Source organism: Candidatus Saccharibacteria bacterium, assembly GCA_016789455.1.
In the GTDB taxonomy this organism is placed as follows: domain Bacteria; phylum Patescibacteriota; class Saccharimonadia; order Saccharimonadales; family Saccharimonadaceae; genus CAIJKY01.
The window spans coordinates 90025-113110 of record JAEUQU010000001.1; the positions used below are offsets into that span (position 1 = coordinate 90025).

General features: G+C 58.4%; 23 protein-coding genes and 1 tRNA gene. 4 read left to right on the forward strand and 20 right to left on the reverse strand.

Annotated features, from left to right (window positions below; translation table 11 throughout):
- The first annotated feature begins 1 nt into the window (after nucleotide 1).
- Nucleotides 2-436 (forward strand): hypothetical protein, encoded by a 435-nt coding sequence (locus JNJ66_00505; GenBank protein ID MBL8158918.1) that lies wholly within the window; start codon nucleotides 2-4, stop codon nucleotides 434-436.
- Between the two features lie 20 nt (nucleotides 437-456).
- On the opposite strand, the gene JNJ66_00510 is transcribed toward JNJ66_00505, so the two are convergent.
- From JNJ66_00510 to ruvA, 3 genes are read right to left on the reverse strand one after another with little or no spacing between them, the layout of a single operon-like run.
- Entirely contained in the window at nucleotides 457-1239 is a 783-nt protein-coding gene (locus JNJ66_00510) for a PH domain-containing protein (GenBank protein MBL8158919.1), read from the reverse strand.
- 22 nt (nucleotides 1240-1261) lie between these two features.
- Nucleotides 1262-2278, reverse strand: a complete 1017-nt coding sequence (ruvB, locus tag JNJ66_00515) for a Holliday junction branch migration DNA helicase RuvB (protein MBL8158920.1) — start codon at nucleotides 2276-2278, stop codon at nucleotides 1262-1264.
- A gap of 3 nt (nucleotides 2279-2281) precedes the next feature.
- A complete protein-coding gene (ruvA, locus tag JNJ66_00520; GenBank protein MBL8158921.1) occupies nucleotides 2282-2857 on the reverse strand; it encodes a Holliday junction branch migration protein RuvA in 576 nt (191 codons plus the stop codon).
- A gap of 65 nt (nucleotides 2858-2922) precedes the next feature.
- On the opposite strand from ruvA, the gene JNJ66_00525 reads away from it, so the two are divergent.
- Nucleotides 2923-3579, forward strand: coding sequence for a hypothetical protein (locus tag JNJ66_00525; GenBank protein MBL8158922.1), 657 nt, complete (start codon nucleotides 2923-2925; stop codon nucleotides 3577-3579).
- Here the strand turns inward: JNJ66_00525 and ruvC are convergent.
- The 3 genes from ruvC to JNJ66_00540 all read right to left on the reverse strand — a co-directional run bounded on the left by ruvC (nucleotide 3576) and on the right by JNJ66_00540 (nucleotide 6366).
- The gene (gene ruvC, locus JNJ66_00530; protein MBL8158923.1) at nucleotides 3576-4055 is read right to left on the reverse strand and encodes a crossover junction endodeoxyribonuclease RuvC; all 480 of its coding nucleotides are present in this window, start codon (nucleotides 4053-4055) and stop codon (nucleotides 3576-3578) included. The two genes, JNJ66_00525 and ruvC, sit on opposite strands and share 4 nt — an antisense overlap.
- Before the next feature lie 3 nt (nucleotides 4056-4058).
- Nucleotides 4059-4781, reverse strand: coding sequence for a YebC/PmpR family DNA-binding transcriptional regulator (locus tag JNJ66_00535; protein MBL8158924.1), 723 nt, complete (start codon nucleotides 4779-4781; stop codon nucleotides 4059-4061).
- 133 nt (nucleotides 4782-4914) lie between these two features.
- Nucleotides 4915-6366 (reverse strand): ComEC/Rec2 family competence protein, encoded by a 1452-nt coding sequence (locus JNJ66_00540; protein ID MBL8158925.1) that lies wholly within the window; start codon nucleotides 6364-6366, stop codon nucleotides 4915-4917.
- 160 nt (nucleotides 6367-6526) lie between these two features.
- Between JNJ66_00540 and JNJ66_00545 the strand changes: the two genes are divergently transcribed.
- Entirely contained in the window at nucleotides 6527-7102 is a 576-nt protein-coding gene (locus tag JNJ66_00545) for a hypothetical protein (GenBank protein ID MBL8158926.1), read from the forward strand.
- A gap of 68 nt (nucleotides 7103-7170) precedes the next feature.
- On the opposite strand, the gene JNJ66_00550 is transcribed toward JNJ66_00545, so the two are convergent.
- From JNJ66_00550 to dnaJ, 11 genes are all read right to left on the reverse strand, one after another.
- Nucleotides 7171-7647 (reverse strand): SRPBCC domain-containing protein, encoded by a 477-nt coding sequence (locus tag JNJ66_00550; GenBank protein MBL8158927.1) that lies wholly within the window; start codon nucleotides 7645-7647, stop codon nucleotides 7171-7173.
- Between the two features lie 2 nt (nucleotides 7648-7649).
- Entirely contained in the window at nucleotides 7650-7973 is a 324-nt protein-coding gene (locus JNJ66_00555) for a winged helix-turn-helix transcriptional regulator (protein ID MBL8158928.1), read from the reverse strand.
- Between the two features lie 60 nt (nucleotides 7974-8033).
- Nucleotides 8034-9806 (reverse strand): hypothetical protein, encoded by a 1773-nt coding sequence (locus JNJ66_00560; protein MBL8158929.1) that lies wholly within the window; start codon nucleotides 9804-9806, stop codon nucleotides 8034-8036.
- A 101-nt stretch (nucleotides 9807-9907) separates the two neighbouring features.
- Nucleotides 9908-9984 (reverse strand) — tRNA-Lys (locus JNJ66_00565).
- A gap of 113 nt (nucleotides 9985-10097) precedes the next feature.
- Nucleotides 10098-10589: a hypothetical protein gene (locus JNJ66_00570; GenBank protein MBL8158930.1), complete on the reverse strand. Its 492-nt coding sequence runs from the start codon at nucleotides 10587-10589 to the stop codon at nucleotides 10098-10100.
- A 73-nt stretch (nucleotides 10590-10662) separates the two neighbouring features.
- Complete coding sequence (rimK, locus tag JNJ66_00575) at nucleotides 10663-11574, reverse strand: 30S ribosomal protein S6--L-glutamate ligase (GenBank protein MBL8158931.1); 912 nt, start codon at nucleotides 11572-11574, stop codon at nucleotides 10663-10665.
- Nucleotides 11571-12011 (reverse strand): ATP-dependent zinc protease, encoded by a 441-nt coding sequence (locus JNJ66_00580; GenBank protein MBL8158932.1) that lies wholly within the window; start codon nucleotides 12009-12011, stop codon nucleotides 11571-11573. Before JNJ66_00580 ends, rimK begins: the two co-directional genes overlap by 4 nt.
- The gene (locus JNJ66_00585; protein MBL8158933.1) at nucleotides 12012-13223 is read right to left on the reverse strand and encodes a DUF1704 domain-containing protein; all 1212 of its coding nucleotides are present in this window, start codon (nucleotides 13221-13223) and stop codon (nucleotides 12012-12014) included.
- 55 nt (nucleotides 13224-13278) lie between these two features.
- Complete coding sequence (locus tag JNJ66_00590; GenBank protein MBL8158934.1) at nucleotides 13279-14772, reverse strand: hypothetical protein; 1494 nt, start codon at nucleotides 14770-14772, stop codon at nucleotides 13279-13281.
- 47 nt (nucleotides 14773-14819) lie between these two features.
- Nucleotides 14820-18104 carry a hypothetical protein gene (locus JNJ66_00595; GenBank protein ID MBL8158935.1) on the reverse strand — a complete coding sequence of 1095 codons (3285 nt, stop codon included), beginning with the start codon at nucleotides 18102-18104 and terminating at the stop codon, nucleotides 14820-14822.
- 59 nt (nucleotides 18105-18163) lie between these two features.
- Nucleotides 18164-19291 carry a molecular chaperone DnaJ gene (gene dnaJ, locus JNJ66_00600; GenBank protein ID MBL8158936.1) on the reverse strand — a complete coding sequence of 376 codons (1128 nt, stop codon included), beginning with the start codon at nucleotides 19289-19291 and terminating at the stop codon, nucleotides 18164-18166.
- Nucleotides 19292-19434: 143 nt separating this feature from the next.
- Here dnaJ and JNJ66_00605 point away from each other — a divergent pair, with 143 nt between their 5' ends.
- The gene (locus tag JNJ66_00605; GenBank protein MBL8158937.1) at nucleotides 19435-19806 is read left to right on the forward strand and encodes a helix-turn-helix transcriptional regulator; all 372 of its coding nucleotides are present in this window, start codon (nucleotides 19435-19437) and stop codon (nucleotides 19804-19806) included.
- Between the two features lie 50 nt (nucleotides 19807-19856).
- Here the strand turns inward: JNJ66_00605 and JNJ66_00610 are convergent, their stop codons facing one another.
- The 3 genes from JNJ66_00610 to JNJ66_00620 form a co-directional block, all read right to left on the reverse strand.
- Nucleotides 19857-20432 carry a hypothetical protein gene (locus JNJ66_00610; GenBank protein ID MBL8158938.1) on the reverse strand — a complete coding sequence of 192 codons (576 nt, stop codon included), beginning with the start codon at nucleotides 20430-20432 and terminating at the stop codon, nucleotides 19857-19859.
- Between the two features lie 14 nt (nucleotides 20433-20446).
- Nucleotides 20447-22348, reverse strand: a complete 1902-nt coding sequence (gene dnaK, locus JNJ66_00615) for a molecular chaperone DnaK (protein ID MBL8158939.1) — start codon at nucleotides 22346-22348, stop codon at nucleotides 20447-20449.
- 165 nt (nucleotides 22349-22513) lie between these two features.
- Nucleotides 22514-23074: a prepilin-type N-terminal cleavage/methylation domain-containing protein gene (locus tag JNJ66_00620; protein MBL8158940.1), complete on the reverse strand. Its 561-nt coding sequence runs from the start codon at nucleotides 23072-23074 to the stop codon at nucleotides 22514-22516.
- Nucleotides 23075-23086: the final 12 nt, after the last annotated feature.

Below are 23086 nucleotides of genomic sequence, written 5' to 3' on the forward strand. Positions count from 1 at the left end.
GATGAAAACGCAGACGACGACATTGCGCGCCACCAGCCGGCCTACGTCCTACCGCCAGCAAGGTTTTACGCTGGCCGAGGGTTTCGTGACTGCCACCGCCGCCGTCGCCGTCTTTTTCCTGCTGCTTGGCCAGTGGCAGAACGCCGAGGCCAGCCGCCGTGACTCGTCGCGCAAAGTCGCTATCAATACCATCCACTATTACCTGCGCGAAGTCTACTATCAGGAAAATAAGGCCTACCCCGCCATCCTGACCGCCCAGGATCTTAAAGCAATCAATGAAGAACTCATTAAAGATCCGGCCGGACGGCCCATTGGCGCTCACGATTCAGACCTGCGCTACACCGCCAGCAAGTGCGCCGTCAATGATTGCCAGCACTACGAGCTGCGTGCCAGCCTCGAAAAAGAAGACGATTTTATACGCTCAAACGAGGACTAAGCAGCCGGCCGCCCTGGCCACTAGCTGTCGTCCTCACCCTCGTTGCCCATGATGGGGCGCCCGTTCTTGAAGGCCTCGACGGCGTCATTGAGCAGGGTAATCTGATGACGTGGATTAGCCACATAGCTGAACCGGTACGTCGTTTCTTCACCCTGGGTTGACAACCGGATGTTACCGTAGCCGAAAAGATGTTGCATGATGCCGTGCTGGCGGTAACTGGCGTCCTCGATGTTGGCCAGGCTGATCGTCTGTTCCTTGCGTGAAAACAGGCTTATCTGGATGAACTGCACCACGCTTTCGTTGGTGAGAAAGAACTTGTTCTGGGTATAGACGAAACTGGAGACGAAACCGCCCAGGATGATCAGGGCGACCACGCCCAGGAACGGAAGTAGCAGCGCCGCGAACGAGACCCCGCTGGCACCGCCGATGCCCATCGACGACAACACGCCGCCCTGGAACTGCATCAGGAAGCCCATGATAAAGAGGAGGAGCAATACGATGATACCCGTGACGACCCAGATGGATATAAGGCCGATAGGATGGCGGCGCACCGCACTTATGACAAATTCGCCCTTGCTCAGGTTAAGCTCAGGATACTTGCGCTTGGATTCCTCATGGCGCCGCTGGGCGACTTCGGGAATCTCTGGCTCGACCGGCATGGACGGCCGGGCTAAATAGACGACCTGCGGGCCGCCTTCACTTGATGATCCACCGCTGACGGGCTGCACCGGCACAACCGGCGTGTACCCTTGTGGCTGTTGGCTCTGGGGATGTGCTCCGGGTGATGTGGTCTTCTCTGCCATGCCTCTATTATATCAGGCGCGACTAGCTTTCGTCATCTGGTACGCCTGCGCCAAGATGGCGCCGCGCCTTGAGTGTCACCTTGCGGCCACGCGGCGTGCGCTCGATAAAGCCTATTTGTAGCAGGTACGGCTCATAAAAATCCTCGATGGTTGAAGCCTCATCGCCGGTCATGGCCGCCAGGGTGCCCAGGCCTACCGGCCCGCCGCCGCAGTTATCAATCATGGCCCATAGCAGCTGGCGATCACTGGGGTCGAGGCCGAGCGTATCGACTTCCAATAACTCCAGCGCCTTGCCAGCCAGTTGCGTATCGATGATGCCGTCACCGTTCACATCAGCGTAATCGCGCACACGCTTCAACAGCCGGTTGGCGATGCGCGGTGTCAGGCGGGCCCGTGTAGACAGCGACCGTGCCGCTTCCGGCGCAATCTGCACCCCCAGGATCACTGCCGAGCGATGGATGATCTGCGCAATCTCGGCCGGCTTATAAAACTCCAGCCGGTGCATCAGCCCAAAACGGTCACGCAGCGGCGCCGCCAGGCTGCCGGTACGCGTGGTGGCACCGATAACCGTGAACTTTGGCAGGTCGAGCCGGACACTGCGGGCCGCCGGCCCCTTGCCGATGACGATATCAAGCTTGAAATCTTCCATGGCGGAATATAGCACTTCTTCGACCGCCCGGCTCAGCCGGTGAATCTCATCAATGAACAAGATATCACCTTCTTCGAGATTGGTCAGGATGCTCGCCAGGTCGCCAGCCCGCTCAATGGCAGGTCCGGCCGTAATCTTGATATTCGATCCCATCTCGTTGGCGATGACGCTGGCCATGGTCGTCTTACCCAGGCCTGGGGGGCCATAGAGCAGTACGTGGTCAACCGGCTCACCACGCTTGCGTGCGGCATCGATGGCCAGCTTGACGTTGGCCTTAAGCCGCTCCTGGCCGATATATTCCGTAAACCGTTTTGGCCGCAGCGTCACTTCCAGGTCGACTTCGACCGGATCCTCGGTGACGCTGGTGTCAATAATACGCTCGATTGCCATTTACTATCCCTTCAGCGCCAGTCTGACGCGCTCTTCGGTTGGCAATGTGTCATCAATGCCTTGCAGCGCCTCGGTAGCCTGCGCCAGATTGAATCCCAGGGCCATCAGCGCCTCCATGGCATCATCGGTCGGCAGTGCCGTCAGTTGTTGCGGCTTGAATACTTCGTACGAGCCGCTTGGCAGCCCTACTTTGTCCTGAAGGTCGACGACCACCCGGTCTGCCCCGCGCTTACCGACGCCACTGGCCTTTTGGATGAAGCCGGCATCACCGTTGGCAATGGCACTGCGCACCTGCTCGCTTGGCGCCAAGCTGAGGATAGCCAAGGCTGCCTTGGGGCCGATACCCTGAACGCTGGTCAGTAATTCGAATAACCGCTTGGCCGCCAGGCTGGAGAAGCCGAACAGGCTTTGCTCCTGCTCGCGCACCTGGTGGTGCGTATAGAGCTTAATGGGCTCATGGAGATGCGCCGCCTCAAAATCAAGTGCCGATACGAACACCTCGTACCCGACCCCGCCGACATCAACGATAAGGGAATTGATGAACTTCTCAGCCACAACCCCGGAGACATGCGCTATCATACTTAAGCTATTATAGTTGAAGTGGTAGAAATTTTGTAAAATAAAATATACAATACATTAAGCTTATGGTAAAAGAAGAAAAATCCCGCCCCGACTCCGCCTCCACGGCCGCCGAGGATGACGGCCCATTTCCCTGGAAAGAATGGTTCTTGCTGCGCCTCATCGTCTTTGGCGCCATCGCCATCCTGTTCTTTGTGGCCCTGAACATCTCGGGCTTCTTTGCGGACAAGGCGGCGACCAATCTGCGCACCACGCGTGATGCGGAGTCACGTATTTCCAGTGAAGACCTGAAAAAAGTCTCCGCCGGCATCGACAAGGCTTATCAGACCTTGCCAGCCGAGCTGCCGCTGACCTACCGCGACGCCCAGGATGTCTGCACCGAAGATATCGAAGGCACCGAACGCATCGTCTGCTTCAAGAAGAGTGCCTACGCCAAGCTGCGCGTCAAGGCGGGCGAGCCGCAGGGCTTACACTTGTCTGATACTATCGCCGCTCACTTCACCACCGCCAAGTGGCAGCAAGAAAAATATGAGGTCGTCAAACAGGACGGCGCCACCGTTGCTCGCAGCGACAGCGACGGCAGCGACATCAAGGATGTTCGGCTGTTCTTCCGCTCTGCAACAATTGAGGGCAAGCAATACTGCGCCGGCATTGTGTACACTGCGCAGAATGAAGTGCAGTGGATCGGTACTATAAAGGAGTGCGTTCAGAGCCAGCCCTAAGCGCCGCGTGACATCATGGCGTGCGTGATAGCCGCCGCCAGCGCATCCGCGCAGTCATCCGGCTTGGGCACTTCGGTCAGGCCGAGATTGATACGCACCATCTCCTGCACCTGCTTCTTATCCGCCTTACCATAACCGGTGACGGTCTGCTTGATCTGCATCGGCGTGTATTCAAAGATGGTCAGGCCAGCCTGCTTGCCGGCCAGCATAGCCACGCCACGGGCATGACTGACACTGATGGCGGTGGTGACATTGCGCGCAAAGAACAGCTTTTCGATGCTCATCTGTGTAGGGCTGCTTAGCTTGATGACCTCTTGGATTGCTTCGTAAATCTCGACCAGCCGCTCATCAAGCGCCTGATGCACCTTGGTGCGCACCACGCCGGCATCAACCATCTTGAACTTATTATTGACGATATCGACCACCCCGAAACCCAGGATGCCGGTGCCAGGATCGATGCCCAGAATCCGTGTCACTGTCTACTCGGCAATCGTGAAGTTGGAGTGGACGTTGACGACGTCAGCCAGGTCGTCGAGGGCGTCCATCAGTTTCATGATCTTACCGGCAACTTCGGCATCGGTGATCTCGATAGTGGTATTGGGAACGTATGTCAGCTCGGCACTCTCCAGAGCCAGGCCGCGGGCGCGCAGGTCGTCACGGACGGCCGCCAGTTCCTTAGGGTCGGTGTAGACGGCCAGTTCGCCTTCTTCGATCTGTTCGGCGTCTTCCGCGCCGGCCTCGATGGCGGCCATCATCGCCTCGTCAGCGTCACCGACGAAGTTTGCCCGGATCATACCTTTACGGGCAAACTGGAAAGCCACGGCACCGGGCTCTGCCAGGTTGCCGCCGTTCTTGGCGAAGGCGTTACGGACATCGGGGTAGGTGCGGTTTTTGTTGTCGGTGGCGCACTCGACGATGATAGCGATACCACCAGGACCGTATCCTTCGTACGTCGCTTCCTCGACCGCCACCGCTGATTTATCGGTGACGCGCTGGATGGCCCGCTCGATGTTGTTCAGCGGCATGCCGGCCTTCTTGGCCTTCTCGATGATCATAGCCAAGTTGGCGTTCATACTGGGGTCGCCGCCGCCCCGGGCTGCAACCGCTATCTGGTTGCCCAGCTTGGTAAAGAGTGCCCCGCGCTTGGCGTCATTGGCGCCCTTTTGCCGCTTGATGGTCGCCCATTTGGAGTGTCCTGACATGAATGCCGCCTTTCTTGTTGCTGCCCGCGGCAGTGGCTGGCAGACTGCCATGAGAGCGCCGGGGCATATAGTAGGATATTACCTATATTATAACAGATGTAAGCGAACTTGTCAGACCTCCGTCGCGCCTTTCTCAGACAATCTGCCGGCTCAGCGCCTCCTCCCGCTGCTGCCGCGACAGCTTTAACCACGAAAGCCCCAGCACTAACAGGATGAGCGCATACCAGAACACCATTGCCGGCGGCCCGATATACACCTCGATAGCCGCCCACGGCACGGCACTCATCTGAAATATGATCCAAACGATAAGTGCCAGGATGGCATGCGCCGGTATAGCCACGATGGCAGCGACACCCGGAAGTGCCAGGTCGGTGAACCCGGCGATTGCCACCAGCAGCATCGCCAGCGGAATCAAGGGCACAATCACCACGTTGGCCAGCAGCCCCAATATCGACAGGTTGCCAAAGAACAGCAGGGTGATCGGCAACGTCATCAGCTGCGCCACGAAGGCCTCGATGGCGATCTGCACCAGCATCGGCGGCGGGCGCTCCGGCCAGAAGGTCGTCGTTACGAGCGGTACCACCAGCAAGATACCGGCAAAGGCCGTGAAGCTTAGCCACCAACCGATATCACCCCACAGATACGGTGGATAAACGAAAGCCGTCCCCGCCATCACCAACAGCAATGCCACCAATGGCTGCATCTGCCGCCCGTAGTACCATGCCAATAATGAGATGCCGCTGACCAGGCCGGCTCGTATCATGCTCGGGCTGTTGCCGGTGATCATAAGGAACGTAGCTATCAGGCCCAGGCTCAGCAGCAGTGTTTGCAGACGCGACTGCTTTTCGCGCAGCTTCTTGGCCGCCCGTACCAACACCGTCAGGTTGTAGCCACTTGCCACTACCACATGCGTCAGCGATAGCTGCTGCAGGGCCGTATTCATATCCGGCGGCAATGAGGCCTTCATTCCGATGACAAACCCCAGACCCAGACTGGCATGGGGCTCGGGCAGCACAGAGGTCACGCCCACTGCGAACCGGCTCCGCAGCAGATCGAACGGGTGCTGCTCATGCGCGATGACCTGCACCTGCGCAAACGACATACTCCCCTGGAACGGCCCGAACCCGTCGCGCAGCTTGCCGTTCACCCGCACCCGGTCATGGCGGGTGATGTCCGGTGAGGAGGGCGTCGTGATGAACAGATCGCCGTTCAGCCGTAACGGCCCTTTGTCCGTCGTCACCGCAATCTCCTCTATTACGAACTGCTTGGCGCCGCTTTTGCCAAAGACCGGGTCCTCTTTCACCAGCCCTTCCACCTGGATCTTCCGATCTGTGAAGCCCTTGTAGGATGCAACCGATGCCAAAAACGCCGTACCTTGCATAGCACCGAGCAGGCCGCCCAGTAGCGCGACGACGACCACCGCCAATCTGCTCTTTTTGATACTGACGGCCATAATCAGCCCGACCAGCGGCAAGGCCCACCACGGCTCTCCTATCCGGACTCCGACCTGGCACGAGGCCAAGCCCAGCAGGATTGCCAGGAAGAGCCAGATGAGCAGTGTGGTACGGTAGACTTTTTGTTGCATTGATGGGCATATATTTGTCGTGTTATAGGTTGCCGTGTCGCACTATATGCCCCTCAATGCTTAGCTTCCAAGCATGGCCGTTTCAATCATTAAATGGCAATAATAATTTCCCGGTGGCGCGTCGTAACGCTACAATAAAGACATAAACAGGCACAACAAAATGGCAAAACAAAAACCAGTAGCACACCTCCACATAATCGTCATCGTCGCAGGCGTCCTTGCACTGCAGGTCGCTACATTATCGATGGTATGGATTCAGCACATAGCAGCCGAGTCGCGTTTCGACAAGATAGAGGAACGCCTGGCATTGCAGCTCCCTACCAGTGACGATGAAGCCTTCGGCAGCAAACCGGTAGTCGCACCGGCCGAAAAACGCGTCTACCTGCCGGAGCTAGGTCTGTACCTGCCGATGACGCACGCATCACTTGATGCCCGCTACCGCGTCACCGACCACAGCGGCGGCGGCACCCAGGACGTCGTCTTCACCTCCGGCACCAACTACAGCCTGCAGTCCGAAGATGCCTCCGACGACCGCTGCGTCGACCTGGTCCGCCTCGAGATCGGTGCACAGCAATCCCAGCCACGCAGCGACGAAACAACGCTTGATCCGTTCAAACTCAAAGACGGCCGTATGGTGTACGGCTACGTCAACAACGCCGAGAAGCTATGCCACGACGAATGGATCGTCACGCCCGCCCAGGTGGCCGACGTCGTCAAGCAGTTGCAGTCGTACTAACCCAGCGCCTGACCCGTCTCTACCAATTAAAAAGACCGGCACATCACTTGTATGTGCCGGTCTTTTCGTTACACCTCCTCAACCAACGTCCCCAACACCTCCACCGACTGCCGCCAGCCACCCTCCATGCCACTGGCCACGTAGGCGTCGCGCCCTTCGACGCTCTGCACCGTAACGGTGGTGCGCACCTCGGTAGTGTTGTCATCAAGGGCGACGAACTCAGCCTTCTCCAAAGAGACCACGCCGCGTTCCGGCAGGCCCAGGAACTCATTGGTCTGGATGATGCGCTCGTTCTCGGCCACTTCATGGATCGTGCCGCGGAAAGCATATTCGTTGCCGTCCTCGGCAACTTCAGCGATGTGCCAGGTGCCGCCGGTCACCGCGTTGAATTCGTATACCTTCACTTCATGCCCACGTCCCCACCATTTTTTAAACAGTTCAGGGTCAGTGTACGCTTTAAAAACTTTCGCCAGCGGCGCCTTGATGACCGCCGTGCCCAAAATGTTTTGTGAACCTGCTGGTGCTTCTACTTTCAATGTCGCCATGGTTATTCCTCCTCGAGCATCCGCTCTAAATTATCGTACCGCTGCTGCCAGATGGCCTCATACTCTTGTAAATGCTTCGCTGCCATATCCACCACTACCGGATTTGCCAATACTTTTTGCTGCACGCCCTCCTTCCGCTTGATGACCAGCTGCGCTTTTTCGAGGACATTCAGATGCTTGGCAACCGCCGCAAACGATATGTCGTACTTTTCAGCCAGCTCGGTTATGGTTTGTTCCGCTTCACATACGCGACGAAGTATGTCGCGCCTGGTCGGGTCGGCCAGGGAGCGGAATACGTCATCTAGGTTCAAAGTATACTCAACCATATGGTTTAATATACTCCGCGCACTTGACCCCGTCAAGCTTTTTGCGCGTTGATATTACAATTACGGTGTCAGTGTCAGAATTAACGGCTCGCCGCTCAGCTGCAACTCCGCCGTATCGGTGTTGGTCAGCTGCTGCACTGCTTCCGTACCCTGCATCGGCCGGTGCACCGATACCTTCGAGAATGTCCGCCCCAGATTGACCGTCGCCTTAGCGACTGCCGGCGTCAGCTCGCCACCGTTCCAGATAGGCCGCTCGTCCCAGACGGCGAGATTATAGCTGCCGTCGGAGCGCTGCAAAGCAAAGCTGTGACCTTCTTTTGGCAGGCCGCTGATGGAATATGGCAGCGTGCCATCGCGTGCCGGTCCGTCATCTTTCAGGATAGCCGTCAGGTTATGCAGGGCCGTTGCCGCCGGCTTGGGCTGGTCGTCCATGCCGAAGAAACCAAAGGACTCGTGCGGATTGTCTGTTAGCAGATACACATACGTCTTATGGAAGCCGGCCTGGAAGGCATCAAGGTAGATATTCAGGTAGTACAGGGCGTGGGTGCGGGGCGTGATCTGCGCTGATTGATAGCCCGTCTCAGTAATCACTGCCTTGTGCGGCGGCACCGAGAAATAAGAGCTTCCCAGCTCCCTCAGGAAGTGGTTATGCGGCTGCGACGTGTTCTGCGGATACGGGTGGATATTGCCATAGTCAGCGTGGCCCTCCAGCCCTAATAGCCCGTACTTGTCGGCATCGGTAGCAGAAGTGTTGCCCGTCAGGTTGTACATCAGCACTCCTTGCAGCGCTGCACTGGCCTTGAGCCGGCTGTAGTACGCATCTATGAAACACTTGGCTGCCGGGCCATTGCGATTGCCCCAGCCTTTCACCCAGGTACTGCCACCACAAGTGAAGGCGAAGTTATTGATCTCATTCGGGCCCTCCACCGCAATCAGCGGCTTGCCGGGCAACCCCGCCATAGTTTCAGCGTCCTGAATAAGCGTGTTTATGTCATTTGAGTAATGGATCATGTTAAAACGGATGCCCTTTTGCGCCAGCTGCGTGTACTGGCCCAGCAGTCCGCCGCCTTCCTGATAGTGGTCGCGGATGGTGCGGACGCCAAGGTAGTTGAGCTTGTCATAGACTTTGCCGGCGTCGCCTTCGTACTGGTCCATATGCGTATTGACGGCCAGGCTGTCGAGGAATGACCCGACCGACGGCGCCTTCGGTGGCAGCAGCTGCCCGTTCAGCATGCCGAGCGAGGCGTCCGAGGCCGGGCCGCCCGATGTCCAGACTACATCATATGCCTCGTTGCGCATTGCCAAGTACGGCACCTTCGGCTGGAATAGCAGGGTGGCGCCCGCCACATCGAAAGTGCCGCTGGACCAGATTGGCCCGCTTGGTCCGTAGAGCACCAGGTTGCCATCGGCCTGCAGCACCACCCGGCAGGTGCTGCCTGCGCCACACGTAGCATTCGTCTTCGTATTCCACAACACCGCACCCGAGCCATCCACCACCTGGATATCAGCCGATTCGGTAAATTGCAGCGTCACGCCGCCCACCGTCTTCTTGGCACCAGGCACGAAGGTGTACATATCATGGCCGAAGCTCATAAACGGCGTGCCAGCCGCAGCTGGCGGCAGTGCAAAGGAAGGGTCAAACTTAATGGCTGCACTGCCGGAGGCCGAAGTATCAGCCAGTGTCATATCGTCACGGCTTAGCGCGGCCGCCTCCGCTTCGCGCTGCGGCGATGGCACGACGGCCCGGGTCAAGGCTGTCAGGACGGCTCCTACGCCCACTATCAATAAGGCAACCCCGATGGCAATCCGCCGATTATTGTTTTGTTTGCCCATATGTTTGTTTACCCCAGATGTATAGCCCAACTATAGCACGCCGGGATATGTGCAACAAAAATATAAAAAGACTCCTGGCCGGAGTCTTAAAGGAATCAACCTGGAGGGACCACTGGGGCTTGAACCCAGGACACCCTGCTTAAAAGGCAGGTGCTCTAACCAGCTGAGCTATGGTCCCGTATGTACCGGACGCACCACCAAAAAGTGGCGCTCGCGAACGTGGTAAATATACCATCTTACATCGGTGACTGTCAAACAGAGGTGCCGCCAGCAAAGGTAGCGAATGCCGCCCTAGTGCCCGTGGTCGCCATGCCCTGCCTTGCCACCCTTTTTGGCGCTGGCCAGCATAGTATCAATAACCGCCCAGATGATCAGCCCCGCCGTCACCGCCGAGCCATAACTGGTGACATACATAAAGAATTGCTGGACGATAGTGTCATTGACGACGGTCACCTTGAGCACCGGCACCAAAAACAGCACGCCCAGCACCGCAAATAACAGGCTCCCGATGATACGCGGCAGCTTCTTGCCATACGCCGGCCCGCTGGCCAGCAAAAACAGCACTGGCATCATCGTCAGGGCCATGCCGACGACCGTCGCGAGCGGCAAAGCCGATATCTCAACACCCTGTCCCTCAAGCAGCGCACTGGCAGCGCCGGTGAAGTATTGGCTCAGCAATGTCCCGGCACACAGGCCGAGCGCCAGTATTCCAAAACGGCGTTTACTGAAAAACGCCACAAAGTAGAGACACAGGAAGATAGCAAGAAGGATACCGGCTGCCATATAGTACTTATGGTAGCATTTTTTGAAGCACTTTAGGGAGTGGGCGGACGTTTCTACACTCTAAATACAGGTACTAGGCGCCGATCTTGTCTTTGCGGTTCCGCCGTTTGGCGTTCAATTCCAGATAATCGATGATCGGGCCGGCGACGTTGCGGCCAGTCACCCCTTCGATACCGAAACCCGGACTGGCATTAACCTCCAGCACCAGCGGTCCGCGCGCTGAACGCATCAGATCCACACCGCAGACACTCAGGCCCATGGTCTTAGCCGCCTTGATGGCGGTCTTGCGTTCGTCTTCGGTCAGCTTGACCGGCACACCCTCCCCACCCTGGTGCAGGTTGGAGCGGAACTCGTCATCCAGGCTTTGGCGCTGCATGGCGGCCACCACTTTGCCACCGACCACAAAGACACGAATGTCGACACCGGCCGATTCCTTGACGAATTCCTGGAGCAGAATGTTGGTCCCGTCCTCATTCATGACATAAAAAGCTTGCAGTACGGACTTGGCAGCTTTTTTGGTCTCGGCCAGGACTACGCCGTTGCCATGGGTGCCGCGAGCCAGCTTGATGATGACCGGCGTACCGCCCACCTGGTCAATCAGGTTCTGAGCATCGGCAGCGCTGCGGGCCACCACCGTCTTGGGGATGCCCACGCCTGCCCGGGCGAACAGCTGCATGCTGCGCAGCTTATCGCGTGAGCGGACGATGGCGATCGAACTGGTCAGTGTGTAAACGCCTTGCATCTCGAACTGGCGGACGATGGCACAGCCGTATTTGGTCATATAGCTGGCGATACGGGGCACGATGGCGTCATAGCCACGCAGTTCGCGGCCCTCGTACATCACCGACGGGTTGCTCTTTTCGATGGCGGCGTAGCAATCCTTGTATTTGATGATGTCGACTTCGTGACCACGCTTCTCGGCCTCTTCTTTGAGACGCTTCGTCGAGTAGTTGCCGGGGCCGTTGGATAAAATAGCGATGTTCATAGTCCGAATCCTTCCGCCTCAGTATCAATATCTTTAGTAAGCATGACATCGACCAACGCGTTCTGCTCAATCATGAAGCGGCGGCCCAGTAGCATATCGTGCTTCATGCTGATGCGGTCGGTCAGGCCGATGTAGGTGTCGTAATCTGTGCCCTGCACCGTCACGGTAATCGGAATCAGGTAGCGGTCTTCCTCCTGTCCGTTGGCGCTACGGACGGTCACCGCCTTGAAATCACCAGTACTGGTGGCCAGGCTCGGCTCGCCAAGCGGCGTGAAGTACAGCAGCGTACGACCGTCATCACCCCGCATCAACGAGATGTCGGTACAGTGCAAAGCCCCGGAAAAAGCTCCGGTATCAACCTTGGCAACCAGCTCGGGGATGCCGAGGCTGGGGATGGCGACTGTTTCCAGGCTGCCGAGTGTCAGACGATATTCCAATTACGCAACCTCCAGTTCTTTTAGTTTAGCAAGATGTCGCTCATTTGTGGGGTCGAACTTGCCAAGCAGCAGATAGTCCATGATGTCGTCGACCGAATCACCGCCTTCGAGCCGCTCAGTGATGAACTGCCCCATTTTGATGAAGCCCTGGTGATACGAGATGTCCTTGGTGAAAACGCCGCTGTACTGGTCGCCGCGGGTACCGCGATAGATACGGTTGACGTGGGCATACACTTCAGACTCGATCTGTTCGACCGGCTTTTTCTTCTCCTCGATCTCGTTGCGCAGTAGCGCCCGCGTCATGGCGAATTCGAGCAATTCGGGCCGGGTGAGCGGCTTGTTGCCCAGCGTACCCAAAGCCAGCGATATGTCGACGTAATTGACCTTGCTGCCATTGACGCCACGCTTAGCGTGCACGAGGACCTCATGACCCAACAGACCCTTGAGTTGAGTAGCGGTTACCGATGCGCGCTTCATACCGACAATGATCTTTTTGTCGGCAGCGACGACCGAGAGCGAGTCTTTGTCGTCATTCCGCTCTACCGTCCAGCCGCTCCAATCAGGGTCATCATGGTCAGCCAGTGCCTGAATGGCATTTTCGATTTTATCGGCGATGTCCGCCGGACCGATCTGGTCTTCGCCACCCTCTAGGTCGAGCGCGGCAAAAGCCTTCTCGTATTTGCTCATCATGTGAGTGCCCACAGTCTCGGCGACTTCGGCGAACAACGCTTCTGCACTCTCAACAGTGTCATCATACAGGCCGTAGCGTTCATTCAGTTCGGCGTAATGAGTACGAAGTGCATCGTCGGCGCCAGCCTCACCAGCCAGTCGTTGCAGGCCAATAGCCTGCTCCGCAGCGAGACGACTGGCGATTTCGGCTTCAGGAACACCGTAGATCTCACTGCTAGCCTGCGTGTAACGCTCGGCCCAGATGGCAGCTTGCGCCTGGTCGTCGGGATGATCTTCGCGGATGGTCTCAGTTGCGCGACGGGCGGTCTGCAGCAGATAGAGATTCGCCAGCTGCTGCGCGGCAGCCTCTTCCTCAAGCGAGCCTTCTGGCAAGTCCCAAAAGGCATTCAGCCGCGCCATATCGGTGCCGTAATGCTTATCGACGGCAGAAGCAAGGTTGGCATATTGCAACCGGCCTCCGCGAGCGGACTCGACAGTAGGAGTAATCGGCTTAAGGACTACGACAGTAGAGAATTCGGACATGCGCAAATAGTACAATAAAAATACCTACAGGTCAATAGTTTTGGCAAAGAATTTGCTACGCCACACCCCTGATAGCCGCCAACGTCAACCGCCGATGATCCGCCCGCAGCGGATGGATCTTGGCAAAGCGCTCCAGGCGGTGCTCGGCCTGGCGCTGCGGCTCGCTCAGCTGCATGTCGCGGTCCCACTTGCGCCAGACTTCGGTCTGACCGATATAATATGTCAGCGCGTCCTTGGTAAAGACGACGCCGGGCACCCGTCCGTCCGTGCCGCGGAAGATGCGGCGCAGGTGCTCAAAAGTTTCAAACATAATGGTGCGGGTCGCCTCGGCGGCGTCTTCGACCCGGCCGTCCAAATAGGCTTCTATCAGGCGGGCCCGCCAGATAAGCTCAAATGTCTGGGTAAAATTACGGCCGGAAAGCGCGCGGCCATCAAGACCCAGCGCCAACCCTACGGAGAAATAATAGCCGTTGGCCACGGCCTCGCTGTTGACATCACCATACACCAGTGCCTCATTGACCTTGCCATTACCCTCTTCCCAAGAGAGATAGCCGGTACACCCGAAGCCGCCAATCAGCGGATGGCCACAGGCGTCACCGTTCTCGCGGCGGGCTACATGCTGGTCAATCTCGTGCGATTGGACGACAGCATCGAACTCCTTGAGTGTCAGCCGCCTGGTGCGCGGTATGTAAATCGTCCGGTCGGCTTGGCAGGTATCGATATTAGCTTCATCGGTCAGCCTGACCCGCCAACGCGTAAAATCACGGGCCTTGAGCGCCAACCTGGTGGCTGCCACGATGGCACCGGCGTCCATGCTGCCATCATGTACCGGCACTTCGCCGCTCTCAATACCCGCCTCCACGGCGTCCAGTGATGGCCGCATACGCTGAAACAACTGGCGGGTGTAGTATTCGACGGTCGCGCCATCGGGCATATAGGAGCGCTCAATCGGCAGGTTGTCGGGCAGGCTCTGACTGAGGTGGCGCCAGGCATTCTGCACCTCCCGCGGCACATCCGGCACATGGGCGACCGCCGAAAGCTGCTGCAGCCGTGCTCCCAGTACCCGCCGCCAATGCTTGGCGCTGGGCGCGCCATAGATTTCGCGCATCATCCGTCCCAGCTGCCGCGACACCGCCAGGTACATCTCGCCATCGGACACCTGCTGGCTTTGCAGCTTGGATAGAATCATGATACCGATCTCGTGGACACGGTTGGCGATGCTCTCACGCAGGATACGCACCGGCTCCTCAGTCATGCCCAGCTCTACCACCTCCTCCAGCATCAGCGACAGTTCGTCGCGGTAGGCGATCAGCGCCTCAACATCGATTTCCGGATAAAAGAACTGCGGCGCTTCAGGCGTGTTGCCGTTCAGCGCCGCAGTGACGTAATGGGCTTTGACCGTATCGGCCATGGGGCCATGTTGATTGAAATACTTATACGTTTCCAGGTTGGCGAGCGGATGGGCGGCAAATTTGAGGGCCAAGACATCCAGCCCTGCAGGCAGGCCGCTGTAATCTGTGCTGGTATCGGCAGGCTCGCTCGTCTTCACTCTTCCAGTATACAAAGTCTGAAGCGTAAGCGGCAAAAGAGACGTTGTTATTTATTCCTATCGCGCTCTGAACGGGCTAACCGGTAGATGCCGAAACCGATCAGCGTCACCGCCATCAGCCCCAGCTGGAAATAGGCGAAACTGCGCATCATGTACATGACGGCGATGACACTGACGATAATCGCCCAGTAGACGATATAGGCCCGCCGCACCACCACACCCAGCACCAGCAGACAGATATGTTCCGCCAGAAGGACCGGTCCGTACACCTGCTGGTCGCGCAGCGCCTCAAGGATAAGCGGCCCCGAGAATGCCGCGAGCGCCATGATCTTGACCGTGCCGGCCAGCTGCCCCAGTCCGCTGCGCTGCATGGTGCGGGCAACGTACACCAGATACAGCGCCCAAAGATGCGTGTAGATAAGCCAGTTGGCATCGGGCATCAGCTGCCAGACAAGCTGCTGCAGCGCCAGGTTGAGCATTGCTACCGGCACCAGAGCCTGCAGCGGCTTCAGCAAGAGCAGACGTGCCTCCATCAGCACCATGCCGCCCGCCAAACCCAAGAGCAACGGACTGACGACCAACGGCATCTCATTATCACGCAGCCACAGGCTGTACAGCCAGCCAAGAATCACCAGGCTGAACGAGACCGCCAGCACCAGCTGCGCCCGCCGTGTCTCCTGGCGCGTCAGGCGGACAAGCAGATAGCCGGTCAGCGAGCCCACCACCAGTGCGACCGTGGCCAGGTAATCACCCGGCATCTGTTCGGCGCCCTGCGTCAATTGCAGGCCCTTGAGTGTCGCCAACGTCACGAATATCGGTGCAGCGGCGGCCGAAGCCGGCGAATCATCCTGATACGACAGCCAGATCGCCAGAATGGCCGCAGCCCCCAGCAGACTGACCGCGAGCAACATTGAAGATTGCGCCAGGGCGACCGCCGCGATACCCGTGAGTGCCGCCCAATAGACCGCGCGGTACCCATTGATGGTCTGCGGCATGGCCGGCATGTGGCGCACGATGAACGCCAGCACCCCGATTGCCACCATCAGCGTCAAGGTCAGGTACGGACGCAGGACCAGTTCGGCGTCAAGACTATCGGAAAGCGCCAAGGCCGTCAGTACGCCCGCCGCCGCCGTCAGGCTGGCTGCGATGGCTGCGAACAGTTTGGCGCTGACCCGATGACGGCCCTCCAGCCAGATTGCCGAACCCAAGGCATATAGTGCCCATAAGAGCATATGCATACCTGGTCCTATGATGCCGCCGTACGCTGCCACCAACTGATCGCCCGCTATCACCAATGCGGCGGCAGGTATGGTCCGGAGTTCCGGCAGCAGATAATCGCGGCGCATCAGTTCGTACATAGCCAGGCTCGCGAAGGTTGCCAGTACCAATGGCGGCACATAGCCCGTCATGCCTGACTGCAGGGTCGCCGTCAGCCAGGCCAGCGAGCCAAGCCCGAAAGTCCAGAGCAGCATCGCCACCCGACGCAGATGATTGCCGGTGATGCCGCTGTACACATAGGCGAAGACACCAGTGGTCAACAGGCCAAAGAGCAGCTGATGCCCGGGCGTCAACTGGGCCTGGCTCCCTACCATGACCGCCAGCGCAATCGAGAAGACAAGCAGCGGCGACACGATCGTCAGACGGCTCCACCGCTCATATCGGGCCACTGCCTCAAGCGACACCAGCAACACCAGCTGCAGGCCGGCGACCGTCCACCAGTCCTTGCACTGCGTGCTGGCAATCCAGGCGGCTGCGATGAATGCCAGGCATGAAATCTGGCCGATGATGCGCGTCAGCCGCTCGGCAGCCAGGTGATGCCGTGCGTAGAACACTACTGTCCCAGCGATGATGAAGCCGGCGGTGGCCGTCTCGCCCCGGCCCGCTCCCAAGCCATCCAGGGCATAGGCTGCGGCAATCGGCATGGCCGCAAGTGACAGCACGCTGATGACCGGCGCATACGGCGCGCTGCGCCACAAGCGGTACAGCGCAGCATGCACGCCAGTCGACACCGCCAGCCCAAGCAGCAGCAGATATGGGTCGCCCCATAGACAGACCAGCGACACCAGCGCCAGGGCACTGGCCAGATAGTACAGCAGCTCGTCATACTCAAACGCCTCGGCGAACAGTGGCCGCCGGGCCATGCGGCGCAGCCACAGCACGTGCCCGGCCGCCAGCAGTGCCAGAAGGATACCCAGGAGGTTCAGGTCTTTGAAGATATCGTAGAACAAGGCCAGGACGCTCGCCAGCAGGAACAGATGGGCACCGATGACGGTGGCGTTGCGGCGCTGCACATCCGCCGTCTCACGCGCCAGCACCAGATAGTACAGCCCAGCCAGTGCAAACGATACGCCGGAGTGCCACAGCGGCACCGTCTCACTCACCAGCAGCAGCCCCACCAGCGACGCCAGCGGCACTACCAACTGTCCCGTCAGCCGCGCCGGCTCCGTGGCTACCGCCAGACTGCCCCGCAGCGCCGGCCTGAAGATGTGCAGCCCGATGCCCGCCAGAATCAACAGCCAGACATGAACGTGCAGTGGCGCGTCCAGCACACTGGCACCCGACAGCACCAGCGACAGCCAGCTCAATATGCTCAGATACCCCAGCGCCTCCGAGCGCAGCCTGGTAGTGGCATGCACATACAGCCCCACGCCCAGCAGCGACGTCAGCAACCAGCTGAGCGTGCCCGGGATTGCCAGTAGCGAATACGCCGCCACGCCGCAGATCGGCAACAGCAACAGCCCGATAGCTACGAACGTCACCGCCGCCGGCCGCAGTGCCGAACGAAGCTTTAGCAGCCCCAGCCCCGATATATAGAACAAGAGGCAGCCGGCCAGCAAGATTCCGAATTTAAAGCCGCCGCTGACGCCGCCGTACGCCACGAACAGGCCGGCAGCCGTGATCAACAGGAAGGCACCGACATACAGCAAGGCCACCGTCTGGTCGGGCCGGTGGAACTGCACCGGCTGCTGCAAGATGGTCGGACTGACCGCCGGCGCGGCTGCCGTCTGGTCCGCCTGCGCAATCTCTTTGGGAATCTGCAAGTCCTGCTCCGCCAGCTCCAGCGCACGCCGCAGCCCTTGCCGCTCGGCATCATCGCCAGAGGCCTCGATAGCTGCCCGCAAATGGCTGATATAGGCCGATTCCTGCTCCGTCACCTCGGCAACCGGCAAAGATACCGGCAGCCGCGCCGCCTTTTTGCCCCCGTTGGCCTCGGGCCGCACCAAGGCATAGATAAAGAGTCCGACCCACGCCAGCCACAGTAATGGCTGCTCCAAAAACAGACAGATGAAGAAGCCACCCAGCACCGCCCAAAATGCTTGCACGTTGGTCATTATGCACCTAGTATAGCCGAGTTTATCAGCCCGGCCAACTCTATCGGGCTAGGGCGGGCTTAGAGCCCGAAGACGCTGCGCTTGCTACTTTTGCCGCCTTGGCCGGCAAACTCCTGCAGCATCTGTTTCTGCTTCTTGGTCAGCTTGGTCGGCGTGTCCACGTGCACGGTCACGATATGATCGCCCCGCCCCGTACTCCGGATGCGCGGTACGCCATGTCCCGCCAGCTTGAAGTCGGTGCCGCTCTGCGTGCCGGCCGGCACCTCGATGGTCACCGGTCCGTCCACCGTCTGCACCTCCAGTTCCGCTCCCAGGGCGGCATCCACCATCGGCATATGCACTTCACTGAGGATCAATTCGTTTTCACGCGTGAAAAGTTTATGCGGCCTGACCTTGATATTGATATACAGGTCACCCTTAGTGCCATGCGCCACGGCCTCTCCGCGTCCCGCCAGGCGGATCGTCGCACCGTCATCGACGCCAGCCGGCACCTTGAGGTTGATCGTCTGGCGCCGCTTCTCAGTCCCCTTGCCCCGGCAGACCGTACAGACCTTCGCCGGCACTTTGCCGCGGCCCTCACAGGTCGGACATATCACCGCCTGTTGAATCTGGCCGAACAGCGTATTCATGACGCGCATCTGCTGGCCGGAGCCCTTACAGCCGTCACAGGTCTTGAGGTCGTAACCAGGCTCGGCCGCCGCACCCTTGCAGTGCGTACAGGTGTCTTCCATGGTCAGTGCCATCGGCTTCTCAACGCCAAAGACCGCCTCTTCAAATGTCAGCTCCAGCTCGGTCGCCACATCGCTGCCGCGCCGCTCCCGCTGGGCCTGCTGGCGCTGGCTACCGCCAAAGAAGTTGCCAAAAATATCGCCCAGGCCTCCATCGCCAAAGTCAAACTGGAAGCTCTGGCCATTGCCGCCAAAGCCACCAAAGCCCTCGAACGGATTGCCGCCTCCGCCACCACTGCTGCCGCCGACGCCGGCATGCCCGAACTGGTCGTAGCGCTGGCGCTTGCTGGCATCCTTCAGTACTTCATACGCCTCGGAGGCCTCTTTAAACTTGGTCTCGTCGCCGCCGGCCTTATCCGGGTGATACTTCACCGCCAGCTTGCGAAAAGCCTTCTTTATCTCATCGGCGGAGGCGCTTTTGGACACCCCCAAAATATCGTAGTAATCGCGTTTAGCCATATAGTCCTATAGTAGTAAATTGGCACTCAAAACTCAAGAGTGCTAATAACATCACCACTGATAACAAACATAAGTGGTATTGACTTTTTATAATGTTTGTGCTATAATTATAAGGTTGGTATCAGCTCTATGGAAGGACTTCCATGCACCCCCTGACCATCCGCCGCCGCGAACTCCACATGACGGTCGACACCCTGATCCGCCTGAGCGGTGTCGGTGCCACGACCATCTACGACATCGAGTCCGGCACGCGCCGTAGCATCCGGTTCGACACCGCCGAGCGGCTCGCCTCCGCGGTCCAGTCCCAGGTCCACACCCTGTTCAGCGGCAACTCGCTGACCGACGTCGGCCGCCCGCCCGGCGGCAAGTGGGAGGGCACCGACAAGGACACCGCCGACGGCAGTGAACGCAGCGGCCTCTCCGACGAGATGTGCCTCAACTGCTTCGTGCTCCAGCCCCGCGCCGGACGCACGCACTGCATCAGCTGTGAAGAGCCGATGCCGGCCCGGCCGTAAGGCCAAAGCCCCGCACAATGGCGTGCGGGGCTGTTCTTTTCTCAGCTCGGTCAAGTAGCTTTGTCTCTGAAGAATTCCTGTGCCTCTCGTGACATATTCTCATAAAACTCAATTGTTGCTTCCGCCAAGCTTATTATGTCCGACGATTTAAGCGTCTTGCCAAGGTGACTAGTTGGCACTGTATACAATACGCCCCTGTTAGTGATTGGCGAAGGTACTAACTTTTCTGGAACAAATTCCACTCGTACCGGCTCTCGAGATTTGAATTCCAATAACCTACCATTGACGGCCACGAGATGATCTATTGTCATGGAGTTACCAACGGCGGGCTTAATACCTATGCCGCCAGGAGTAACTTCATATATTTCCTGCACTGTGTGTTCTTCGGCGCCTCGAGCGTTAACGATATATCTCAACAACTCGTCCGATTTGTGCAGCTTTTCGTAGTCCGACTTCCATTTCCCCGACTGCTTACAATCCTTATACTGTGCGTACATTTTATTACGACACCGATTTACTCTATACAAGAATAGTTTCCATGCTTCAGCCAGCTGTTGAGAGCCCTGAGCAGATTGCATCAATACAACCTGCTCTTTTGCAGCTCTTATCTCCTCGAGGTGTTTCACTTTCTTTTCTCTAGCTACTTCTTCTCGTCAACGACCTCGCCTTCGACAGTGTCGTCATCCTTCTTAGTCTCGCCGCCTTCGGCCGGCTTCTCCTCGGCAGCAGCGGCTTCATACAGCTTCGCCCCGATCTTCTGCACCTTCTCCATCAGCTCGCGGGTCGCGTTCTCAAGCTCATCCTTATCGTCGCTGTCCTTGTGCTTCTTAGCCTCTTCAACAGCTTCCTCGACGGCCTTCTTGTCCTCGTCGCTGATCTTGTCCTTGTGCTCAACCGGCAGTTTTTCGGCCTGGTAGATGGCGTTTTCAAGCAGGTTGCGGGCCTCGACGGCTTCGCGGCGGCGCTTGTCCTCTTCGGCGTGTTCTTCGGCTTCGCGGGCGGCTTTTTCGATGTCGTCCTTGCTCAGGTTGCCGCTGTTCTGAATAGTAATTGACTGTTCCTTGCCGGTACCCTTGTCCTTGGCGGTGACATTAAGGATACCGTTGGCGTCAATGTTGAAGGTCACCTCGATCTGCGGCACGCCCCGCGGCGCCGGGGCGATGCCATCAAGGATGAAGCGGCCCAGGCTCTTGTTGTCGTTGGCCATTTCGCGCTCACCCTGCAGTACGTGGATCTCTACCTGTGGCTGGCTGTCGGCGGCGGTGCTGAAGACCTCGCTCTTGCTGGTCGGCACGGTAGTATTGCGCTCGATCAGCTTGGTGGTGACGCCACCCATGGTCTCGATGCCCAGGGACAGCGGCGTGACATCCAGTAGCAGCACGTCCTTGACGTCACCGGCCAGCACGCCACCCTGGATAGCAGCACCGACGGCTACTACCTCGTCGGGGTTGACGCCCTTCAGCGGGTCCTTGCCAAAGATTGCCTTTACTTTCTCAACGACGGCCGGCATACGGGTCATGCCGCCCACCAGGACGATCTCGTCGATGTCGCTGGCCTTGAGACCGGCATCCTTGAGGGCTTTTTCAATCGGAGCGGCCGTCTTGTTGATGAGGTCGGCCACCAGCTCTTCCAGCTTGGCGCGGGTCAGTTTGTATTCAAAGTGCTTAGGACCGTCTGCATCGGCGGTCAGGAACGGCAGGTTGATGTCGGTCTCGCTGGCGCTGGACAGCTCCTTCTTGGCCTTCTCGGCCTCGTCCTTGAGGCGCTGCATGGCGGCCTTGTCATCCTTGAGGTCGATGCCGTTTTCGCGCTTGAACTCTTCCAGGAAGTGGTTGACAATGCGGTTGTCAAAGTCCTCGCCACCCAGGTGCGTGTCACCGTTGGTCGACTTGACTTCAAAGACGCCATCGCCCAGCTCCAGCACGGAAACGTCGAAGGTACCGCCACCCAGGTCGAAGACCACGATGGTCTCGCTCTTGTCCTTCTTGTCCAGGCCGTAGGCCAGGGCGGCCGCGGTCGGCTCGTTAATGATGCGCTTTACTTCCAGGCCGGCGATCTTGCCGGCATCTTTAGTGGCCTGGCGCTGCGAGTCGTCAAAGTAAGCCGGCACGGTGATGACGGCTTCGGTGACGGCCTCACCCAGGAAAGCTTCGGCATCAGCCTTGATCTTGGAGAGAATCATGGCCGAGACTTCCTCGGGGCTGTATTCCTTCTCACCCATCTTCACCTTGACGCCATCATTGCTCTTGACGATTTCGTACGGCATGATGTCGAGGTCTTTCTGTACCTCGGCGTCACTGAACTTGCGGCCGATCAGGCGTTTGACACCATAGATAGTGTTGCGCGGGTTGGTGACGCGCTGGCGCTGAGCCACCTGGCCTACCAGGCGCTCTTCTTTGCCATCCTTGCTCTTTTTAATAGCGACGACACTCGGAGTGGTGCGGTTGCCTTCGGCGTTGGCAATCACTTCAGGCTTGCCAGCCAGCATGTAGGCGACGGCGCTGTTGGTGGTACCAAGGTCGATTCCGATGATTTTACCCATATGTTGACTCCCTCTGGCCGCTTGGTTCATTAAGTAGTCGCGGCCTGACTGTTACTTTCTTTGCATTATTTTAGCACTCATATGGCATGAATGCTAACTGCCTCTATGGTAGAAAATTGGCACTCTCGTGTCAAGAGTGCCAATTTATTGTACTGCGCAGTCTGGTTACGGCCCGCAACCGATGGTAATGTACGGCACCAGTACGGCATTGGTTATGCCGCCACTACCGTTGACATGTGGCCGTCCGTAGACGCCGATCCTGTCCTTGCCGTTACCGCAGGGTACCGAGACGCCTTCGGTCTCGTTCTCGTCGATGAAGTATGGCCGGCCCCATGGATCTTCCAGGTCGCGGACGTTGGTGCCGGCGGCGTTGGAAATCGCGCTTAGAGCGTTGGCGTATGCCGTCCAGCAGTTATCGGTGGTCCTGTCCAGCGCCGCCAGATCCGTGCCGTTGGCTTTGTTGGCGCAGTTGCCCGCCGAATAAGTGGAGCCGGTAATGACGCGGAGCGCCACGTCACCCCGCGCCACCCGTGCCGCCATGATCGCCTTTTTGAGTTGTGCCAAATCATTGGCGATACGGTTTGTCCGCGCGTCATCCTGCGATTTGGTATAGGCGCTGACAGCGATGACCGCCAAAATGCCAATGACCACCACCACGATCAGCAGCTCGACGATGGTGAAGCCTTTACTTGAACGTGCTGGTTTGAAATGAGGAAGTCGCAACATGGTTATGTTCTT